The organism is Micromonospora sp. NPDC049204, from assembly GCF_040647935.1.
Classification (GTDB): Bacteria; Actinomycetota; Actinomycetes; order Mycobacteriales; family Micromonosporaceae; genus Micromonospora.
Genome location: NZ_JBEZDC010000012.1, coordinates 1 through 16,533, shown reverse-complemented (window position 1 = coordinate 16,533; position 16,533 = coordinate 1). Strand labels below are relative to the sequence as shown.

The following is a 16,533-nucleotide window of genomic DNA, read 5'->3' as shown; positions in this document are numbered from 1 at the left end:
CGGACCCGTTCGACGTCCGGCTGTAGCATCCTGTTCAACCTTCACCCCCTGGACACATAGACTCCCTGCCGATGGACACTCAGGTCGCCGACACGTTGCTGGGCTCGCTGATCGACGGGCGCTACCGCATTCGCGGTCGCGTGGCCCGTGGTGGCATGGCGACCGTGTACACCGCCACCGACGAGCGCCTTGAGCGCACCGTCGCTGTCAAAATCATCCATCCGACCCAGGCCCCCGAGGCCAGGGCCCGGATCGCCAACTTCGTGGCCCGGTTCACCGACGAGGCGAAGACCATCGCCCGGCTGACCCACCCGAACGTGGTGGCGGTCTACGACCAGGGCACGCACGCCGGTCTGCCGTACCTGGTGATGGAGTACGTCCGCGGCCGTACGCTGCGCGACGTGCTGGCCGAGCGACGCCGGCTCAACCCGGACGAGGCGCTGGCCATCGCCGAGCAGATGCTCGCCGCGATCGCCGCCGCGCACCGGTCCGGCCTGGTGCACCGCGACGTCAAGCCGGAGAACGTGCTGGTGGCCGAGGCCCCCACCGGTGGTGTGGCCAACCTGGTCGACAGCGTGGTCAAGGTGGCCGACTTCGGGCTGGCCCGGGCGGTCGAGGCGAGCGCCGACGAGGAGCAGGGCAACCAGTTGATGGCCACCGTGGCGTACGTCGCCCCGGAGCTGGTCACCGAGGGCCGCGCCGATCCCCGTACCGACGTCTACTCGGCCGGCATCGTGCTGTTCGAGATGCTCACCGGCCGCGTGCCGTACGACGGGGAGCGCCCGGTGGACGTCGCCTGGCAGCACGTCGACCGGGACGTACCGGCACCCTCGACGCTGGTGCCCGGCCTGCCGCCGGTCCTCGACGACCTGGTGCAGCGGGCCACTCGGCGCGATCCCAACGCGCGGCCCGCCGACGCCGGCGCGCTGCTGGCCGAGGTGCAGGTCGCCCGGGATCGCCTGGGCGACGCCAACAGCCACACCGCCGTGCTCCGCCCGGTGAGCGGCGAGCCGCTCTCCCAGCCGACAATGGTGGTCGCGACGGTCCGCCCTTCCGACCGCCCGTCCTGGGCGCGGTTGCCCGAGGGCGCCGCCCAGGGGCCGGGTCGGCGACGGGCCGCCCCGGAGCCCGAAGCGGGGCTGGGATCCCGGCTCACCGCGCTGCGCAGCACGCTGCTGGCCAGCCCGCGCGGCCGGCTGGCCGTCGCGGCCGTGGTGGTGACGCTCGGCCTGGTGGCCGCGATCGGGGGTTGGTGGTTCGGCGTCGGCCGTTACACGGACGCCCCGCAGCTGGTGAGCCTGAGCAAGGCCGAGGCACAGACGCAGGCCGAGCGTGCCGGGCTCACCCTGAAGTACGGTGAGCCACGCTTCGACGAGCAGGCCCCGAAGGACAGCGTGCTGGAGCAGAAACCGGCGTCCTCCACCAAGATCGTCAAGGGTGACGCGATCACCCTGACCCTCTCCCTCGGCCCGGAACGCTTCCCCGTGCCGGACGTGATCGGCAAGGAGTTCGAGCTCGCCGAGGCGGACCTGGTCAACGTGAAGCTGGTGGTGGCCAAGGGTGCCTCCCGCTACGACGACAACCTGCCGGCCGGGGTCGTGCTGGACACCTCCCCCAAGGTGGGCGCCGAGGTCAAACCCGGCGCGAAGATCACCGTCATCCTGAGCCGGGGCAGGGCACCGGTGACGGTGCCGAACCTGGTCGGCAAGAACCTCAACGAGGCTCGCGCCACCCTGGCCCGGCTCAACCTGGTGCTGGTGGAGACCTACAAGGACTCCGACAAGCCCAGGGACGAGATCCTCGGCCAGAGCCCCGCCGATGGTGCCGGCGTGGAGAAGGGCACCCAGGTCAAGCTGGACGTCAGCAAGGGCCCGGCGGCGATCGTCGTGCCCCGGGTGGTCGACCTGCCGTGTCAGCAGGCCAAGCAGGCGTTGGAGAGCCAGGGTTTCCCGGTGACGGTCGCGGTCAACCCCAACGCCGTGGTCCGGATCCAGATTCCGGGCGAGAATTCGCAGGTGCCGCCGGGCACCCCGGTCACCCTCACGTGCTTCTGATGCCGGCGGTCACCTCGCGTCCGGTGGGCGCGCACACGCCGACCTCCGGTGGGCTGGCCAAGGCCGCCCTGCCGTACGTCGACGCGACCGGCGCCCAGGTGGTGCAGGTCTACGTCTCCAACTCACGGGGCTGGGCGCTGCCCAGCGGTGACCCCGTGCAGGACGCCCTGTTCCGTGACGGCTGCGCCGAGCGGGGCATTCCGGCGTTCATCCACGCCTCGCTGCTGGTCAACCTCGGCTCGCCCACCCCGGCGACGGTCGAGAAGTCGGCGCAGACCCTGGCCCACGCCCTGCGTCGGGGCGTCGCGATCGGCGCACGGGCGGTGGTCTTCCACGCGGGCAGTTCGGTGGACGAGGGGCACGCCGAGGCGGCGATGCGACAGGTCCGCCGGGAGTTGCTGCCGCTTCTCGACTGGTCCGCCGACGCCGGTGGGCCGATGCTGCTCGTCGAGCCGAGCGCCGGCGGCGGCCGGTCCCTGGCCTCCCGGGTGGAGCAGCTCGGACCCTACCTGGACGCGGTGGACCGGCACCCCATGCTCGGAGTCTGCTTCGACACCTGCCACGCCTGGGCCGCCGGCCACGACCTGGCTGCCGAGGGCGGCATGACGGCGACGCTGGACACCCTGGTGGCCACGGTCGGCGCGGACCGGCTGCGGCTGGTCCACGCCAACGACTCGAAGGATCTGTGCGGCTCTACCCGGGACCGGCACGAGAACATCGGTAAGGGCACCATCGGCGAGCCCGCCTTCGCCGAGCTGATGACCCACCCGGCGACCGCAGGCGTCCCGATCGTGGTGGAGACCCCGAGCGGCGACAAACATGAGGGCCACGAGGCCGACATCGAAACCCTCACCCGACTCCGCCCGGCCCCGCCAACCTGACCAAGCCCCACCAAGCCCGCCCCCGCCGCCCCGCCGCCCCGCCCTCCGCCGGCTTGATCAAGAGGTTTGCGTCATCCGGAAGCCGGAATCTGACGCAAACCTCTTGATCACCAGGAGCGGGCTCAGGCGGTGAGGATGCGGGGCAGGGCCGCTACCGCGCGGTCGATGTCCGCGTCGTCGAGGCCGAGGTGGGTGACCAGGCGGGCGGTACGGGGGCCGAGCACCGACACGAGTACGCCCTCGGCACGCGCGGCGGCGGCCAGGGCACGCGCGTCCAGTGCGTGCTTCGTCAGGTCCAGCGCGACCAGGTTGGTGCGGACCGTGGTGGCCAGCACACCGAACGGCGCGACGGCCTCGGCGAGCCGGGCCGCCCTCGCGTGGTCATCGGCCAGCCGGTCGATGTGGTGCGCGAGCGCGTACCGGCCGGCGGCGGCGAGGATGCCGGCCTGACGCATGCCGCCGCCCATCCGCTTACGGATCATCCGGGCCCGCTCGATCTTCTCCGCACTGCCCACCACCAGCGAGCCGACCGGAGCGCCGAGGCCCTTGGAGAGACACACCGACAGCGTGTCGAACAGCCGGCCGTACTCGATCAGGGGCACCCCGTCGGCGACGTGCGCGTGCCAGATCCGGGCGCCGTCACAGTGCAACGCGACGCCCGCGTCGTCGGCGACCCCGCGCAGGTCCCGCAGGGTGGCCAGCGGGATCACCCCGCCACCGCCACGGTTGTGGGTCTGCTCGACGGCGATCGCGCGGGTGGGGACGGCGAAGTAGCCGTCCGGCCGGATCATCGCGGCCACCCTCTCCGGCTCGATGTCCGCGCCGACCGCGGGCCAGGTCCGCGAGGAGATACCGCCGTACGCGGCAGCGGCGCCGATCTCGTACGTCACCACGTGCGCGTCGGCGTCGCAGAGCAACTCGTCGCCGGGTGACACCAGCAGTTGCAGGGCGATCTGGTTGGCCATCGACCCGCTCGGAGCGAACAGCGCCGCCTCGTGCCCGAACAGCGCCGCGACCTCGGCCTCCAGCGCGTTGACCGTCGGATCCTCGCCGTAGACGTCGTCACCGACCTCGGCGGTGGCCATCGCCTCCCGCATCCCGGCCGTAGGTCGGGTCACCGTGTCGGAACGCAGGTCCACGAACAGATCAGCCATGATCTTCCCTTCGGCTGCCGACTGCGGGGCCCGCAAGCTCAGCCACTGTTGTCCCTTCGGCTGCCGACTGCGGGGCTCGCAAGCTCACTCCTCGCGTCAGCCACGGAGCATCTCCGCTACGAGGAACGCCAACTCCAACGACTGCTGGGTGTTCAGGCGGGGGTCGCAGGCGGTCTCGTACCGGTCGGGCAGGTCGAGGTCCTCGATGCCCTGGGCGCCGCCCAGGCACTCGGTGACGTCCTCGCCGGTCAACTCCACGTGCAGGCCACCGGGGTGGGTGTCCAGCCCCCGGTGCACCTCGAAGTAGCCGAGCACCTCGTCGACGATGCGGTCGAAGTGCCGGGTCTTGTAGCCGTTGGACGACTCGTGCGTGTTGCCGTGCATCGGGTCGCACTGCCAGACCACCTTGGCGCCGGCGGCGGTGACCTTGGCGACGATCGGCGGCAGGGCGTCGCGCACCCGGTGGTTGCCCATCCGGCTGATCAGGGTGAGCCGGCCGGGGATGTTGTCCGGGTTGAGCTTCTCGCACAGCTCGATCGCCTCGTCCGGGGAGGTGGTCGGGCCGAGCTTGACGCCGATCGGGTTGGCGATCCGGGAGATGAAGTCGATGTGCGCGCCGCTGATCTGCCGGGTGCGCTCGCCGATCCAGAGGAAGTGCCCGGAGAGCCCGTACGCCCGGCTGTCGGAGACCCGGGTGAGCGCCCGGTCGTACTCCAGGGCCAGGGCCTCGTGGGAGCAGTAGAGCGTGACGGTGCGCAGCGCCTCGTCGTCGGTCATGCCGCAGGCCCGGATGAAGGCCAGCGCCCGGTCGATCTCCCGGGCGATCGCCTCGTAACGCTCCCCGGCCGGGGAGCTCTTCACGAAGCCCTTGTTCCAGTCGTGTACGGCGTGCAGGTCGGCGAGCCCGCCGGCGAGGTACGCCCGGAGCATGTTCATCGCCGCCGCCGAGTTGGCGTACGCGCGGATCATGCGCTGCGGGTCGGCGATCCGGGCGGCCGGGTCGGCCTCCAGCGAGTTGATCATGTCGCCGCGGTACGCGGGCAGGCCGCGCGCGTCGGTGGGCAGCGAGCGCGGCTTCGTGTACTGACCGGCGACCCGGGCGACCTTGACCACCGGCAGCGACGCGCCGTAGGTGAGCACGATCGCCATCTGGAGCAGGGTGCGGGCGTTGGCCAGCAGGTGACTCTCGGTGTTGTCCACGAACGTCTCGGCGCAGTCACCGCCCTGGAGCAGGAACGCCTTGCCCTCGCAGACCAGGGCGAGCTTCTGCCGGAGCTGGTCCACCTCGTAGGGCGCGACGACCGACGGCACGGTGTCGAGGACCTTGCAGACCGCGGCCACGGCCGCCGGGTCGGACCACGGCGGGACCTGCTCGCGGGGCAGCTCCCGCCATCGATCCAGGCCGAGCGCGGCGTCCTCGGCGGAGTCGACTGTCGGTCGGCTGGTCTGCAGGCCCGGGCTGCCCACCGCGGGATGGCTCAGCTGATGCCACTCATGGCGCATGACAGAAAGCGTACGGCGACGGTCGGGGTGACCGGGCGGCGAGGGGGACGGTTCCGGCAGATGGGAGATCAACCCGCCGGACTCGACCCAGGGCGGGGTGGAGGCGACGCCTTCGGCGACGAAGCGTCCGGCTCACCCGGCGCCTCTCCGGCGATGCACCAGTCGCTGCCCTGGCGGGTGACGGTGAACACCAGCGGCCGGGCGACGGTGCGCTTGCCGGAGGTGACCGAGACCGACACGCTCACCTCCTGCCCCAGCGGCCCGGACCGGATGGCGGTGATGGCCGCCTCGGGCACCTGGAAGTGATCGGCGAAGTCGCCGTTGGGACCGGTGGCGGCCAGGTCGAAGCCGTCGTGCAGGACGGCGCAGAGCTGGCTCCGGCCGGCGGCGACGTCCTTCGCGGTCATCGCGTCGAGGTACGCCTGCACGCGCTCCCGGGAGCGGGCGGCGGCCTCCTCGGCGGGGGCACGCGCGGTTTTGGCCGGTGGCTTCTCCTTGGCGTCGTCGTCGCCGATCCCGCAGCCGACCAGGACGACCGGCAGCAGCATCAGCCCGGCGGCGGTTGGCGCCAGCCTGCGGCGGATCGGGCGCATGACCACCTCCGTCGACGGTGCGATCGAGACCTGCCGAGCCGCGAGTCTGCCACATCGAGCTGGTCCGACCCAACGAACGGCGGCCCGGCCGACGCTGGGCGTCGACCGGGCCGTCGTCTCACGGGCGGGGAGGAGCGGTGCGGGCCCCTCCCCGCCGTGTGGGTGGTGCGTCGACCTTCGGCTCAGCCGAGGCCGCCCTTGATGGCGCCGATGAGCTCGCCGTTGCTCGTGTCACCGGAGAGCTCCCAGAAGAACGCGCCACCGAGGCCCTGGTTGTTCGCGTACGTCATCTTGCCGTTGATGGTCGACGGGGTGTCGTAGCTCCACCAGTTGCTGCCGCACTTGGCGTACGCGGTGCCGGCGACCGTGCCGGTGGCCGGGCAGGTGTTCTTGAGGACCTTGTAGTCCTCGATGCCCGCCTCGTAGGTGCCCGGCGCCGCGCCGGTGGCGCTGCCACCCGGAGTGGCCTGGGTGACACCGGTCCAGCCGCGGCCGTAGAAGCCGATCCCGAGCAGCAGCTTGCTGGCCGGGACACCCTTGCTCTTGAGCTTCTGGATCGCCGCGTCGGAGTTGAAGCCCTGCTGCGGGATGCCGGTGTACGAGGTGAGCGGCGAGTGCGGCGCCGTCGGACCCTGGGCGGCGAACGCGCCGAAGTAGTCGTAGGTCATCGGCATCAGCCAGTTGAGGTTGCCGATGGCCCCGGCGTAGTCGGTGGCGTCGATCTTGCCGCCGTTGCTGCCGTCCGCGGTGATGGCGGCGGTGACCAGGGCGCTGGACCCGAACTTCGACCGCAGCGCGCCGATCACGTTCTTGAACGCGTTCGGGCCGCTGGTGTCACAGGTCAGACCGCAGGCGTTCGGGTACTCCCAGTCGACGTCGATGCCGTCGAAGACGTCCGCCCAGCGCGGGTCCTCGACCAGGTTGTGGCAGCTCTCCGCGAACGCGGCCGGGTTCTGCGCGGCCTGGGTGAAGCCGCCGGACCAGGTCCAGCCACCGAACGACCAGATCACCTTGAGGTGCGGGTTCAGCTGCTTGAGCTTGCGCAGCTGGTTGAAGCTGCCGCGCAACGGCTGGTCCCAGGTGTCGGCGACGCCGTCCACGCTCTCCGCCGCCGTGTACGCCTTCTCGTAGTCGGCGTAGCTGTCCCCGATGGAGCAGCGGCCGCCGGTGGTGTTGCCGAAGGCGTACAGGATGTGGGTCAGCTTGGCGGCGGAGCCGCTGGTCTGGATGTTCTTGACGTGGTAGTTGCGCCCGTAGACGCCCCATTCGGCGAAGTAGCCGACGACCTTCTTGCCACCGGGGTTCGGCGGGTTGGTGGTCGGGGGTGCCGTGGTGGGCGGCGCGGTGGTGGGCGGCGCCGTGGTGGGCGGGGCGGTGGTCGGCGCGCTCGTGGTCGGCGGGCTGGTCGGGGTGCCGCCGCCGCAGGGTGCGCCGTTGACGGTGCAGTTCAGCGGCGCCTTGTACGCGCCGGTGCCGTTGTAACCCCAACTGAAGGAGGCACCCGGGGCGAGGCCACCGGCCCAGCTCTTCTTGACCGCGACGTAGTGGTTGCCGCTGCTGGTCACGTCGGCGTCCCAGGCGCTGCTGATGGTGGTGCCCGACGGCAGGTCGAACTCGATGCGCCAGGTGGTGACGGTGGCACTCGACCCGTTGGTGACCGTCACCCTCGCCTCGTGACCGGTCCCCCAGTCCTGTGCTCTGGTGAACGTGGTGGTGACACTGCCGGCGCCGAACGCGGTGGTCATCGGCACCGCGGCGACGGTCACGGCGACCACGGCACCGGCCCAGAGGGCCCGGCGGAGCGATCTTTTCATAAGGCGTCTCCCGAACTGTTAGGAAACTTTCCAAAAGAGATGGTGAGACGGTACTCACGGCGTCATCACTTCGTCAAGATGTGCATGTTTCGATTTCCCTTGATGTGTGGATTGCACCCGCTCCGCCCGCCTCCGGGCCACCGCCCGGTCGGCGCGTAGCCTCGGGCCATGACCGTCTTCGACATTCCGATCGACGCCCTCAACGGTGGGCCCGCCGACCTGGCCCGCTACCGCGGCAAGGCGCTGCTGGTCGTCAACGTGGCCTCCCGCTGCGGCCTCACCCCGCAGTACGCCGGCCTGCAGACACTCGCCGACACCTACGCCGAGCGCGGTCTGGTGGTGCTCGGTGTCCCGTGCAACCAGTTCGCCGGGCAGGAGCCGGGCAGCGCCGCCGAGATCAGCGACTTCTGCCAGGTCAACTATGGGGTGACCTTCCCGCTGACCGAGAAGGTCGACGTCAACGGCCCCAACCGACACCCGCTCTACGCCGCGCTGGTGGACACCCCGGACGCCGACGGGCACACCGGGGACGTCCGGTGGAACTTCGAGAAGTTCCTGGTGGCCCCGGACGGCACGGTCGCCGCCCGCTTCGCCCCCACGGTCACCCCCGAGGACACCGACCTCCAGGCGGCAATCGACAAGGCCCTCCCCGCCTGAGGCCCAAGCGCCCGGGCGCGCCCCGGCTCGCCCGGCACCGCCTTGATCACGCTCGATCCTGGATCTAGTGGCCTCCGTGAGTGCGGATGCCTCTACATCCAGGATCCAGCGCGATGTTGCCGGGTTGTCCGCGCCGCAGGACGACCGGCGATCACCGCGCCCGGCCGCACGGACCGCCCGTCACCGTCGGGTGGCATGTCTGCGGGAAGCCGGTCGGCGACAAGCGCGAGCAGTACGTTGTGCGGGGCGGCTCGCGGCGCGACCAGGCACCCACCGGAACGACGAAGGCCGCGCGGCTACCCGCCAGCGGGCATCGAAAATAACCCACCGGACTGGTCGGGAATGCGTCGTGGGTGGACGGAGTTGGGAACCAACATGACAACTGTGGGACTGATCGGCAGTGGCAACATCGGCGGCACCGTGGCCCGGCTGGCGGTGGACGCCGGCTACGACGTGGTGCTGAGCAACTCACGCGGCCCGGAGACGCTGAAGGACCTGGTCGAGGAGTTGGGCGAGCACGCCAGCGCCGGCACGGCACAGGACGCGGCGCAGGTCGGCGACCTGGTGGTGGTCACCGTGCCGCTGAAGGCGTACCGCGCGGTGCCCGTCGAGCCGCTGGCCGGCAAGGTCGTCATCGACACCAACAACTACTACCCGCAGCGCGACGGGACCTTCCCCGAGCTGGACTCGGGCGAGACCACCAGCAGCGAGTTGCTCCAGCGGCACCTGCCGGACTCCCGGGTGGTCAAGGTCTTCAACAACATCTACTACAAGGGCCTGGCCGCGCTCCCCCGCCCGTCCGGTGCCGCCGATCGCAGCGCCCTCGCCATCGCCGGCGACGACGCCGCCGCGAAGGCCGAGGTGACCGCCTTCCTCGACCGGATCGGCTACGACGCGGTGGACGTCGGCCCGCTGGCCGAGGGGTGGCGCTACCAGCCGGACACCCCGGCGTACGGCACGCTCTACTCCGCCAGCCCGACCGACTGGGAGCACCCGGCACCTGGTGACGCCGACAAGCTGCGCGCCGCCCTGGCCGCCGCGACCCGCTGAGCTGACCCGCCGCCCTCCCGCGACCGCCTACCGGGTGGCCGTCCGGAGGGCGGCGGCGAGTTCCTCGTCGTAGCTGGCGATCGGCTGGCCGCCCGAGGCGTACGCGACGAGCCGCCCCTGGGCCATGTTCGCCGAGCGGAACGAGAACGTGCGACTGCCCGGGTACGCGTCCAGCAGCGGGATGGCCCGGGGCGCCCCACCGGGCGCGGAATAGTATTCCAGGCGGGTCACCTGCGCAGAGACCACGCCGTTGACCCGGACCTTGGTCTTCTCGGCGCGGGTGCCGAAGGTGACCGGCGCGTCGGTGCCGTAGGCGGCGCACTCGACCGGGCCACGGCAGACGAAGAAGTAACGCGGGTTGACCACGTCGTCGAGGGCGTACGCCTTGAAGGTGGGGTCCGCCCCGGCGGGCAGCGGCTGCACGGCGAAGAACGCGAGCGCCACCGTCGCCGTGACGCCCACCCGCACCCAGCCCCGCCCGCCGGCCGACCGCCGAGCCGTCCGGCTGGCGGCGACCGCGACACCGCCGAAGCCGACCAGACACAGCAGGCTCACGCCGATCGCGCGAGCGTTCTCGAAGAGGAACTGCACACCCGGCCGTGTCGACACCGGGCTGAGGACCGCACCCAACGAGACGACCATGGCGGCGAGCAACCCCACGCCGGCGGCCCGCTGGGTGACACCGGACGCGCCGATCAGCAGCATCGCGGCGAGCACCGGCCAGACCTGGTGGTGGGTCCAGGACACCGGGGACGCGGCGACGGTGGCGCAGCCGACGAGCACGGCCGCGTGCCCCGGACGGCCCCGCACCGCCAACTGTCGCGCCCGCAGCAACGCCGCCGCACACACGAGCGCCACCAGAGCGCCCCAGAGCAGGGGCAACGTCGTCTCGTCCACACCGACGCGCAGCAACATCCCGTGCAGGGACTGATTGCCCAGCGAGGCGAGGTTGCCGATCCGCGAGGTCTGCCGGACGGCCTCGGTCCAGTACGTCCAACTCTCGGCGGGCAGCACCACCGCGGCGAGACCCGCACCGGCCAGGAAACTCGCCACCGCGCGGCCGGCGTCGCGATAGCGGCCGGTGGCGAGGAAGTAGACCACGAACAGCAGCGGGGTCAGCTTGATCGCCGCGGCGACCCCCACCAGCATCCCGCGCAGCCGGGGCGGGCCGACGCCCATCCCGTCGAGCAGGGCCATCAACACGATGAAGACGCTTACCTGACCGAAGCGCAGATTGCTCTGCACCGGCGCGGAGAGCATCAGCACCGTGGCGGCCACCGCCACCACCAGCGGCCGCCGGGACCGCCAGGCGGTCAGCGCGACACCCACCGCCCCGGCGATGGCGACGACCGCCGCGCACGTCGCGACCAGCCAGATCCCCTGGAGTACGCCCTCACTCACGGCGGTGATCGGACCCAGCACGAGCGCGGCGAACGGCGGATACGTGAACGGCCCGCCATTGGCCGCCCGGAACTCGTACAGCGGACGACCAGCGAGCAGATCGGACAGTGCGCCGTAGTAGATGTGCAGGTCGGAGAGGCGGTCTTCGCGCCGCAGGACGAGCACGCAGGACACCGACGCGACGACGGCGAAGGCCGTCCACACCAGCGCCACCCGGCGATCCCGCATCGCCCGAGAATAGGCGAGCGCGGCCGCCCGCATCGGCCCCCGCGGTGGCAGACGCCGGCAGTCTCTGCCCTCGGCAGAACGGGCACGGCACGAACGGCTCCGCTTCCTAGCATCGACCGATGGGAACGACGAGCACACCGGCGTACGACGCCCACGCGGACCGCCAGCCCTGAGCCCCCGCGAGCGAGGGTCGGGACGGCGACAGAAAACATCGATGCGGCAACTTGCGTTGCAGTCCCGCACACGGGACCCTGTTCTCTGGGTTGCCGCCCGCTCACCAAACGTGCTCCCGGAGGCGAGATGCTCACGCTCCGTACCGCCCCCCGCCGGCTGCTGGCCGGCTCCGGCGCTCTTCTGCTCAGCACCGCCCTCGCCGCAGCCGGCACGCCGATGCCGGCCAGCGCCGCGACCGGTGCGGACACCGTCGGCTACGTCCGGCTCGCCCACCTCTCCCCGGACACCCCGGCCGTCGACGTCTACCTGGCCGCGCCGGGCGCCGCGAAACCGCGGGTCTTCCCCGGGGTCGGCTACGGCGTGGTCTCCGACTACTTCGAGCTGGCGCCCGGCCGGTACGCGGTGGCGATGCGGGAGGCCGGCGCTCCCGCCACCGAACCCGCGGTGCTCACCACCGAAGTCGCGGTCACCAGCGGTGACGCGTACACCGTGGCCGGTGTCGGCCGACACGCGGACCTGGGCCTGCGGGTGCTCAACGACGACCTCAGCGCGCCCACGCAGGGCCGCGCCAAGGTGCGTGTCGTGCAGGCTTCCGTGCGTACCCCGGTGCTGGACGTCGCCGCCGCGGACGGCCCGGTGATCGCCAACGACGTGCAGTTCGCCTCCACGACCGAGTATGAGCAGGTCGAGCCGGGCAGTTGGCGGCTGCGGCTGGCGGGTGCCGACGGGCCGAGCACCAACGCCGAGGTGCGGCTCACCGGCGGCGCGGTCTACTCGCTGCTGGTGCTCGACGCGAAGCAGGGCGGGCTCACCGCCGAGCTGCGCCGCGACGCCGAGGGCGGCACCGTCGTTCCCGCCGGCGGGGTGGACACCGGCGCCGGCGGCACCGCCAGCAACGGGCTCGGCGCGTACCCCCTGGTGGCCGGCGGGTTGGCCGCGGCGGCCGTCGCGGTGACCCTGCTGCTGTGGCGCCGGCGGCGGCGCACCACCTGGTGACCACCCGGGCCGATCCGTCGATCCGGCGGCATCGTGACCGCCGGATACTGCCGGCCGCGCTGGTCGCGGCCGGCGCGGCGGTCTGCCTGACCGCCGGCGCCGGCATCGGGCTGGCCGACGCCGACCCGCCGCCCCCGGCGGCGACCTGGCACCCCGGCTGCACCGACGAGTGCCCACCGACGGCCGCCGCGCCCGCGCCACACGGTCCACCCACGCGGGTACGCGTACCGCGCATCGGTGTCGACTCCACCCTCACCGTGCTCGGCCTGGACCAGGCCGGTGCGCTGATCCCGCCGAGTGACTTCGGCACCGCCGGCTGGTACGGCGGCGGCCCGGCCCCGGGCGACACCGGGCCGGCAGTGCTCGCCGGGCACCTGGACTCGCGGAGCGGACCGGCGGTGTTCGCCCGGCTCGGTGAGCTGCGCCCCGGTGACCGCGTCGAGGTGTGGCGCGGCGGGCAGCGGCTGCCGTTCCGGGTGACCGGCTCGCTGCGGACCCGCAAGGACCACTTCCCGACGGAGGCGGTCTACGGGCCGACGCCCGGCGCGGAGCTGCGGCTGGTCACCTGCGGGGGTGACTTCGACCGGCGGAGCGGGCACTACCGCGACAACGTCGTGGTGTTCGCGGTGACCGAGGCCGCCAGCCCGGTACTGCCGGACTCCGCCGCAGGCTGACCACACGGCCTGACGCCCGCGCACGCCCCGACGCCCGCCGTGCGGCTTGATCAACTCAGTTTCCCGGAAGTCGCGGTGTCCGGCGCGCCCTGATGCCGCGACTTTCAGAACCCCGAGTGGATCAAGCGCTCGACCCAGCGTGACGGCCGGGTCAGAGCGGGCGGCGGCCGGCGAAGCCGCACTCGGCGCGGTGGTACCAGCGCACGTCGGAGTCGCCCTCCAGCCAGCACCAGAGCACGGCGCGGCCGGCGCGTTCGCCGGGAAAGTCGAGCAGGACCGGGGCGATGCCCTTGACCTGGATGTCGTGCTGGTGCAGCTCGTCGACGACTGCGTGCAGTCGAGCTTCCAGCCCCTTGACCTCGGCCAGCCCGCCGAGCGCGCTCACGCCGTGGTCGGCCAGGTCGACTTGCAGCTCAGCCAGGTCGGCCCGGACCCGGATCAACTCGTCGACGCGCGGCTGCAGGGTGGCCACCAGGTGCCGGGCCTGGGCAAGTGTGAACACCGGGCCAGTATGCGGCACACACGGCCCCATGACGCACCCCGAGGGCCACCGGCGCAGAACGGTGAGCGCTCCACGGGCGGAGACGGACCAACCGGACAGCGGCGCGCGACGGTCAGTCGGCCTGGGCGGCCAGCTCCCGGGCACGGTCCCGGGCGGCCTCCAGCGCGGCGAGCAGCGCCGCCCGTACGCCGTGCTTCTCCAACTCGCGGATCGCGGAGATGGTGGTGCCGGCCGGCGAGGTGACCGCCTCGCGCAGCTTGACCGGGTGTTCCCCGGAGTCCCGCAACATCACCGCGGAGCCGATGGCGGTCTGCACGATGAGTTCGTGCGCCACCTGCCGGGGCAGCCCGAGCAGGATTCCCGCGTCGATCATGGCCTCGACGAGCAGGTAGAAGTAGGCCGGCCCGGAGCCGGACAGCGCCGTGACGGCGTCCTGCTGTGACTCGGGCACCCGGATCGTCTGGCCGAGGGGCTTGAACATCTCCTCGGCCAACGCCAGGTGCGCCCCGGTGGCGTGCGCGCCCGCCGAGATCGCCGTCATCGCCTCGTCGACGAGCGCGGGGGTGTTGGTCATCACCCGGACCACCGGGGTGCCGTCGGGCAGCCGGCGGTTGAAGAAGCTGGTGGGCAGGCCGGCGCAGAGCGAGATGACGAGCTTGTCGGCCGGCACCTTGGGGCCGATCTCGTCGAGCAGCGCGGCGGCGTCCTGCGGTTTCACGGAGACCGCGAGCACCGCCGCCTCGTCCACCGCGGTCAGGTTGTCGACGACCCGTACGCCGTAGCGGGCGGTCAACTCCTCGGCGCGGGCCGGCCGGCGGGCGGTGGCCAGCAGCCGGTCCACCGGCCATCCCGAGCGCAGCAGCCCGGAGAGCATCAGCTCACCGATCTTGCCCGCGCCAATGACCGCGACCGTGTGCACCCCGGCGGACATGTCGGCCGTTCCCCCTCGCGTCGCGCTGCGGCGCAGCGGGCCGCGAGCCCGGTACGCCGTCGAACGTCTGGTCGCGGCACGGCGGACCCGCGGGCCCGCCGTGCCGTCAACCGTCGATCAGCTGCCGAAGAAGACCTCGGCCTCGACGTACCGCTCCAGCGGCACGGTCTTCAGCTCGCGGGTGGCCTCGGCGAGGGGCACCCGGACGATGTCGGTGCTCTGCATCGCGACCATCTTGCCCCAGTCGCCGTCGTTGACCGCGTCGATGGCCTGCAGACCCAGGCGGGTGGCGAGCACCCGGTCGAAGGCGGTCGGGGTGCCACCGCGCTGGATGTGACCCAGCACCACGGTGCGGGCCTCCTTGCCGGTCTTGGCCTCCAGCTGCTCGGCGAGCCACTGGCCGATGCCGCCGAGGCGGACGTGGCCGAACGAGTCCAGCTCCTGGTTGGCGAGGACCATCTGGCCGTCCAGCGGCTGGGCGCCCTCGGCGACCACGACGATCGGGGCGTACTGGTGCTGGAAGCGCTTCTCGACGTAGCCGGCCACCTGGTCGACGTCGAACTGCCGCTCGGGCAGCAGGATCACGTTCGCGCCGCCGGCCAGGCCGGCGTGCAGGGCGATCCAGCCGGCGTGCCGGCCCATGACCTCGACGACCAGGGTGCGGTGGTGGCTCTCCGCGGTGGTGTGCAGCCGGTCGATGGCCTCCATCGCGATGTTGACCGCGGTGTCGAAGCCGAAGGTGTAGTCGGTGGCGCCGAGGTCGTTGTCGATCGTCTTCGGCACGCCGACCACGTGCACGCCCAGCTCGTAGAGCTTGGTGGCCACGCCGAGGGTGTCCTCGCCGCCGATCGCGATCAGCGCGTCGACACCCTGGGCGGCGAGGTTGTCCTTGATCCGCTCGACGCCGTTCTCGATCTTGAACGGGTTGGTCCGGGACGAGCCGAGGATGGTGCCGCCGCGGGGCAGGATGCCGCGGACGTCCGCGATGCCGAGGGGCCGGGACAGACCCTCCAGCGGGCCCTTCCAGCCGTCCCGGAAGCCCACGAACTCGTGACCGTAGGTGGCGACGCCCTTGCGGACCACCGCCCGGATGACCGCGTTGAGACCGGGGCAGTCGCCGCCGCCGGTGAGCACGCCGATACGCATGATCCGCTCATCCTCCTGGAGCATCAGGTAAAGCCCGAATTGCCCCAGGATATGTGTCAGATCAGACCATCGGCGCCGTTGCCGGCCCGGGGCGGGCCGTCACTGCGCACTGTAGTCGGCCCGCCGGTACGACGACAGCGCGCCCCGGGGCGGCGGGCCGACGAGCGCTGCTCAGAACGTCACCTCGTGGTTCTCCCCGGCCTTCGGAGGCCGCCCGGTGACGGCGGCCTTCGCGAAGCCGAGCAGGTTGACCACGGCGCTGTTCGCTGGGTCCCAGTACTCGGCGGAGCTGGCGTGCACCTTGATCAAGGTGAGTCCCGGGGTGTCCAGCCCATCGGGAAACCACGCCTTGAGCAGCGGGTTCCACAGCCGCTCGGCGCGCTCCCGGTCGAACCCCTCGGTGGCGGTGCCGGAGATCGACACCCAGGCGTTGTGCTTCTGGTCGGAGAAGGCGACGTTGACCTCCGGGTTGACCCGGAGCTGGCGGACCTTGGCGGACTCGGCGGAGGCGAAGAACCACAGCTCGCCGTCGAACTCGGCCTCCTGGAGCCCCATCGGCCGGCTCACCTGCCGCCCGTCCAGAGCGGTCGTGGTGAGCATGCAGATCCGCGCCGCCCGGGCCAGCTCGGTGACCCGGACCCGAGCCTCGGCGGCGCTGGTCGGCTGGTTGCTCATGGCACTCTCCATAAGATTGTTGATGTCCGGGATCGATGTCTCGGATGCCCGGAGCGGTGGGGTGTGGCTGATGGCTGCTTGCCCGTGGTGGTTCCGAAGG

General features: G+C 72.0%; 15 protein-coding genes. 6 read left to right on the top strand and 9 right to left on the bottom strand.

From position 1 onward, the window contains the following. The first annotated feature begins 71 nt into the window (after positions 1-71). Together pknB and AB0A90_RS22190 are read left to right on the top strand one after the other, a co-directional pair. Positions 72-2,054, top strand: a complete 1,983-nt coding sequence (pknB, locus tag AB0A90_RS22195; RefSeq protein ID WP_357250963.1) for a Stk1 family PASTA domain-containing Ser/Thr kinase — start codon at positions 72-74, stop codon at positions 2,052-2,054. After that, positions 2,054-2,935 carry a deoxyribonuclease IV gene (locus AB0A90_RS22190; protein WP_357250960.1) on the top strand — a complete coding sequence of 294 codons (882 nt, stop codon included), beginning with the start codon at positions 2,054-2,056 and terminating at the stop codon, positions 2,933-2,935. Before pknB ends, AB0A90_RS22190 begins: the two co-directional genes overlap by 1 nt. Before the next feature lie 122 nt (positions 2,936-3,057). Here AB0A90_RS22190 and AB0A90_RS22185 read toward each other — a convergent pair whose 3' ends face one another. The 4 genes from AB0A90_RS22185 to AB0A90_RS22170 form a co-directional block, all read right to left on the bottom strand. After that, a complete protein-coding gene (locus AB0A90_RS22185; RefSeq protein WP_357250959.1) occupies positions 3,058-4,089 on the bottom strand; it encodes a GntG family PLP-dependent aldolase in 1,032 nt (343 codons plus the stop codon). 96 nt (positions 4,090-4,185) lie between these two features. Next, positions 4,186-5,592: a class II 3-deoxy-7-phosphoheptulonate synthase gene (locus AB0A90_RS22180; RefSeq protein ID WP_357250956.1), complete on the bottom strand. Its 1,407-nt coding sequence runs from the start codon at positions 5,590-5,592 to the stop codon at positions 4,186-4,188. Between the two features lie 68 nt (positions 5,593-5,660). Further along, positions 5,661-6,185: a hypothetical protein gene (locus tag AB0A90_RS22175; RefSeq protein ID WP_357250953.1), complete on the bottom strand. Its 525-nt coding sequence runs from the start codon at positions 6,183-6,185 to the stop codon at positions 5,661-5,663. Between the two features lie 182 nt (positions 6,186-6,367). Further along, a complete protein-coding gene (locus tag AB0A90_RS22170) occupies positions 6,368-7,999 on the bottom strand; it encodes a glycosyl hydrolase family 18 protein (protein ID WP_357250951.1) in 1,632 nt (543 codons plus the stop codon). A 168-nt stretch (positions 8,000-8,167) separates the two neighbouring features. Here AB0A90_RS22170 and AB0A90_RS22165 point away from each other — a divergent pair, with 168 nt between their 5' ends. Together AB0A90_RS22165 and AB0A90_RS22160 are read left to right on the top strand one after the other, a co-directional pair. Continuing rightward, positions 8,168-8,656, top strand: a complete 489-nt coding sequence (locus AB0A90_RS22165) for a glutathione peroxidase (protein ID WP_357250948.1) — start codon at positions 8,168-8,170, stop codon at positions 8,654-8,656. 375 nt (positions 8,657-9,031) lie between these two features. Next, entirely contained in the window at positions 9,032-9,706 is a 675-nt protein-coding gene (locus tag AB0A90_RS22160) for an NADPH-dependent F420 reductase (protein ID WP_357250945.1), read from the top strand. A 27-nt stretch (positions 9,707-9,733) separates the two neighbouring features. On the opposite strand, the gene AB0A90_RS22155 is transcribed toward AB0A90_RS22160, so the two are convergent. After that, on the bottom strand, positions 9,734-11,335 hold the full coding sequence (locus AB0A90_RS22155) for a glycosyltransferase 87 family protein (protein ID WP_357250942.1): 1,602 nt from the start codon (positions 11,333-11,335) through the stop codon (positions 9,734-9,736). 300 nt (positions 11,336-11,635) lie between these two features. On the opposite strand from AB0A90_RS22155, the gene AB0A90_RS22150 reads away from it, so the two are divergent. Further along, on the top strand, positions 11,636-12,505 hold the full coding sequence (locus AB0A90_RS22150) for a DUF4397 domain-containing protein (protein WP_357250939.1): 870 nt from the start codon (positions 11,636-11,638) through the stop codon (positions 12,503-12,505). Continuing rightward, positions 12,475-13,179, top strand: a complete 705-nt coding sequence (locus tag AB0A90_RS22145; RefSeq protein WP_357250936.1) for a class F sortase — start codon at positions 12,475-12,477, stop codon at positions 13,177-13,179. The genes AB0A90_RS22150 and AB0A90_RS22145 overlap by 31 nt, the downstream gene beginning before the upstream one ends. Positions 13,180-13,330: 151 nt before the next feature. On the opposite strand, the gene AB0A90_RS22140 is transcribed toward AB0A90_RS22145, so the two are convergent. From AB0A90_RS22140 to AB0A90_RS22125, 4 genes are all read right to left on the bottom strand, one after another. Beyond that, positions 13,331-13,681 (bottom strand): DUF2203 domain-containing protein, encoded by a 351-nt coding sequence (locus tag AB0A90_RS22140; RefSeq protein ID WP_357250933.1) that lies wholly within the window; start codon positions 13,679-13,681, stop codon positions 13,331-13,333. Positions 13,682-13,793: 112 nt separating this feature from the next. After that, entirely contained in the window at positions 13,794-14,612 is an 819-nt protein-coding gene (gene proC / locus AB0A90_RS22135) for a pyrroline-5-carboxylate reductase (RefSeq protein WP_357250930.1), read from the bottom strand. 117 nt (positions 14,613-14,729) lie between these two features. Then, the gene (locus tag AB0A90_RS22130) at positions 14,730-15,758 is read right to left on the bottom strand and encodes a 6-phosphofructokinase (protein ID WP_357251422.1); all 1,029 of its coding nucleotides are present in this window, start codon (positions 15,756-15,758) and stop codon (positions 14,730-14,732) included. 171 nt (positions 15,759-15,929) lie between these two features. Next, complete coding sequence (locus tag AB0A90_RS22125; protein WP_357250927.1) at positions 15,930-16,433, bottom strand: pyridoxamine 5'-phosphate oxidase family protein; 504 nt, start codon at positions 16,431-16,433, stop codon at positions 15,930-15,932. Positions 16,434-16,533 lie beyond the last annotated feature (100 nt).

What these genes read in the sequence shown, in the direction of transcription:
- AB0A90_RS22185 (WP_357250959.1), bottom strand. Translation starts at nt 4,089, where the DNA reads ATGGCTGATCTGTTCGTGGACCTGCGTTCCGACACGGTGACCCGACCT.
- AB0A90_RS22130 (WP_357251422.1), bottom strand. Translation starts at nt 15,758, where the DNA reads ATGCGTATCGGCGTGCTCACCGGCGGCGGCGACTGCCCCGGTCTCAAC.
- AB0A90_RS22125 (WP_357250927.1), bottom strand. Translation starts at nt 16,433, where the DNA reads ATGAGCAACCAGCCGACCAGCGCCGCCGAGGCTCGGGTCCGGGTCACC.
- AB0A90_RS22150 (WP_357250939.1), top strand. Translation starts at nt 11,636, where the DNA reads ATGCTCACGCTCCGTACCGCCCCCCGCCGGCTGCTGGCCGGCTCCGGC.
- AB0A90_RS22165 (WP_357250948.1), top strand. Translation starts at nt 8,168, where the DNA reads ATGACCGTCTTCGACATTCCGATCGACGCCCTCAACGGTGGGCCCGCC.
- AB0A90_RS22180 (WP_357250956.1), bottom strand. Translation starts at nt 5,592, where the DNA reads ATGCGCCATGAGTGGCATCAGCTGAGCCATCCCGCGGTGGGCAGCCCG.
- AB0A90_RS22160 (WP_357250945.1), top strand. Translation starts at nt 9,032, where the DNA reads ATGACAACTGTGGGACTGATCGGCAGTGGCAACATCGGCGGCACCGTG.
- pknB (WP_357250963.1), top strand. Translation starts at nt 72, where the DNA reads ATGGACACTCAGGTCGCCGACACGTTGCTGGGCTCGCTGATCGACGGG.
- proC (WP_357250930.1), bottom strand. Translation starts at nt 14,612, where the DNA reads ATGTCCGCCGGGGTGCACACGGTCGCGGTCATTGGCGCGGGCAAGATC.
- AB0A90_RS22170 (WP_357250951.1), bottom strand. Translation starts at nt 7,999, where the DNA reads ATGAAAAGATCGCTCCGCCGGGCCCTCTGGGCCGGTGCCGTGGTCGCC.
- AB0A90_RS22175 (WP_357250953.1), bottom strand. Translation starts at nt 6,185, where the DNA reads ATGCGCCCGATCCGCCGCAGGCTGGCGCCAACCGCCGCCGGGCTGATG.
- AB0A90_RS22190 (WP_357250960.1), top strand. Translation starts at nt 2,054, where the DNA reads ATGCCGGCGGTCACCTCGCGTCCGGTGGGCGCGCACACGCCGACCTCC.
- AB0A90_RS22155 (WP_357250942.1), bottom strand. Translation starts at nt 11,335, where the DNA reads ATGCGGGATCGCCGGGTGGCGCTGGTGTGGACGGCCTTCGCCGTCGTC.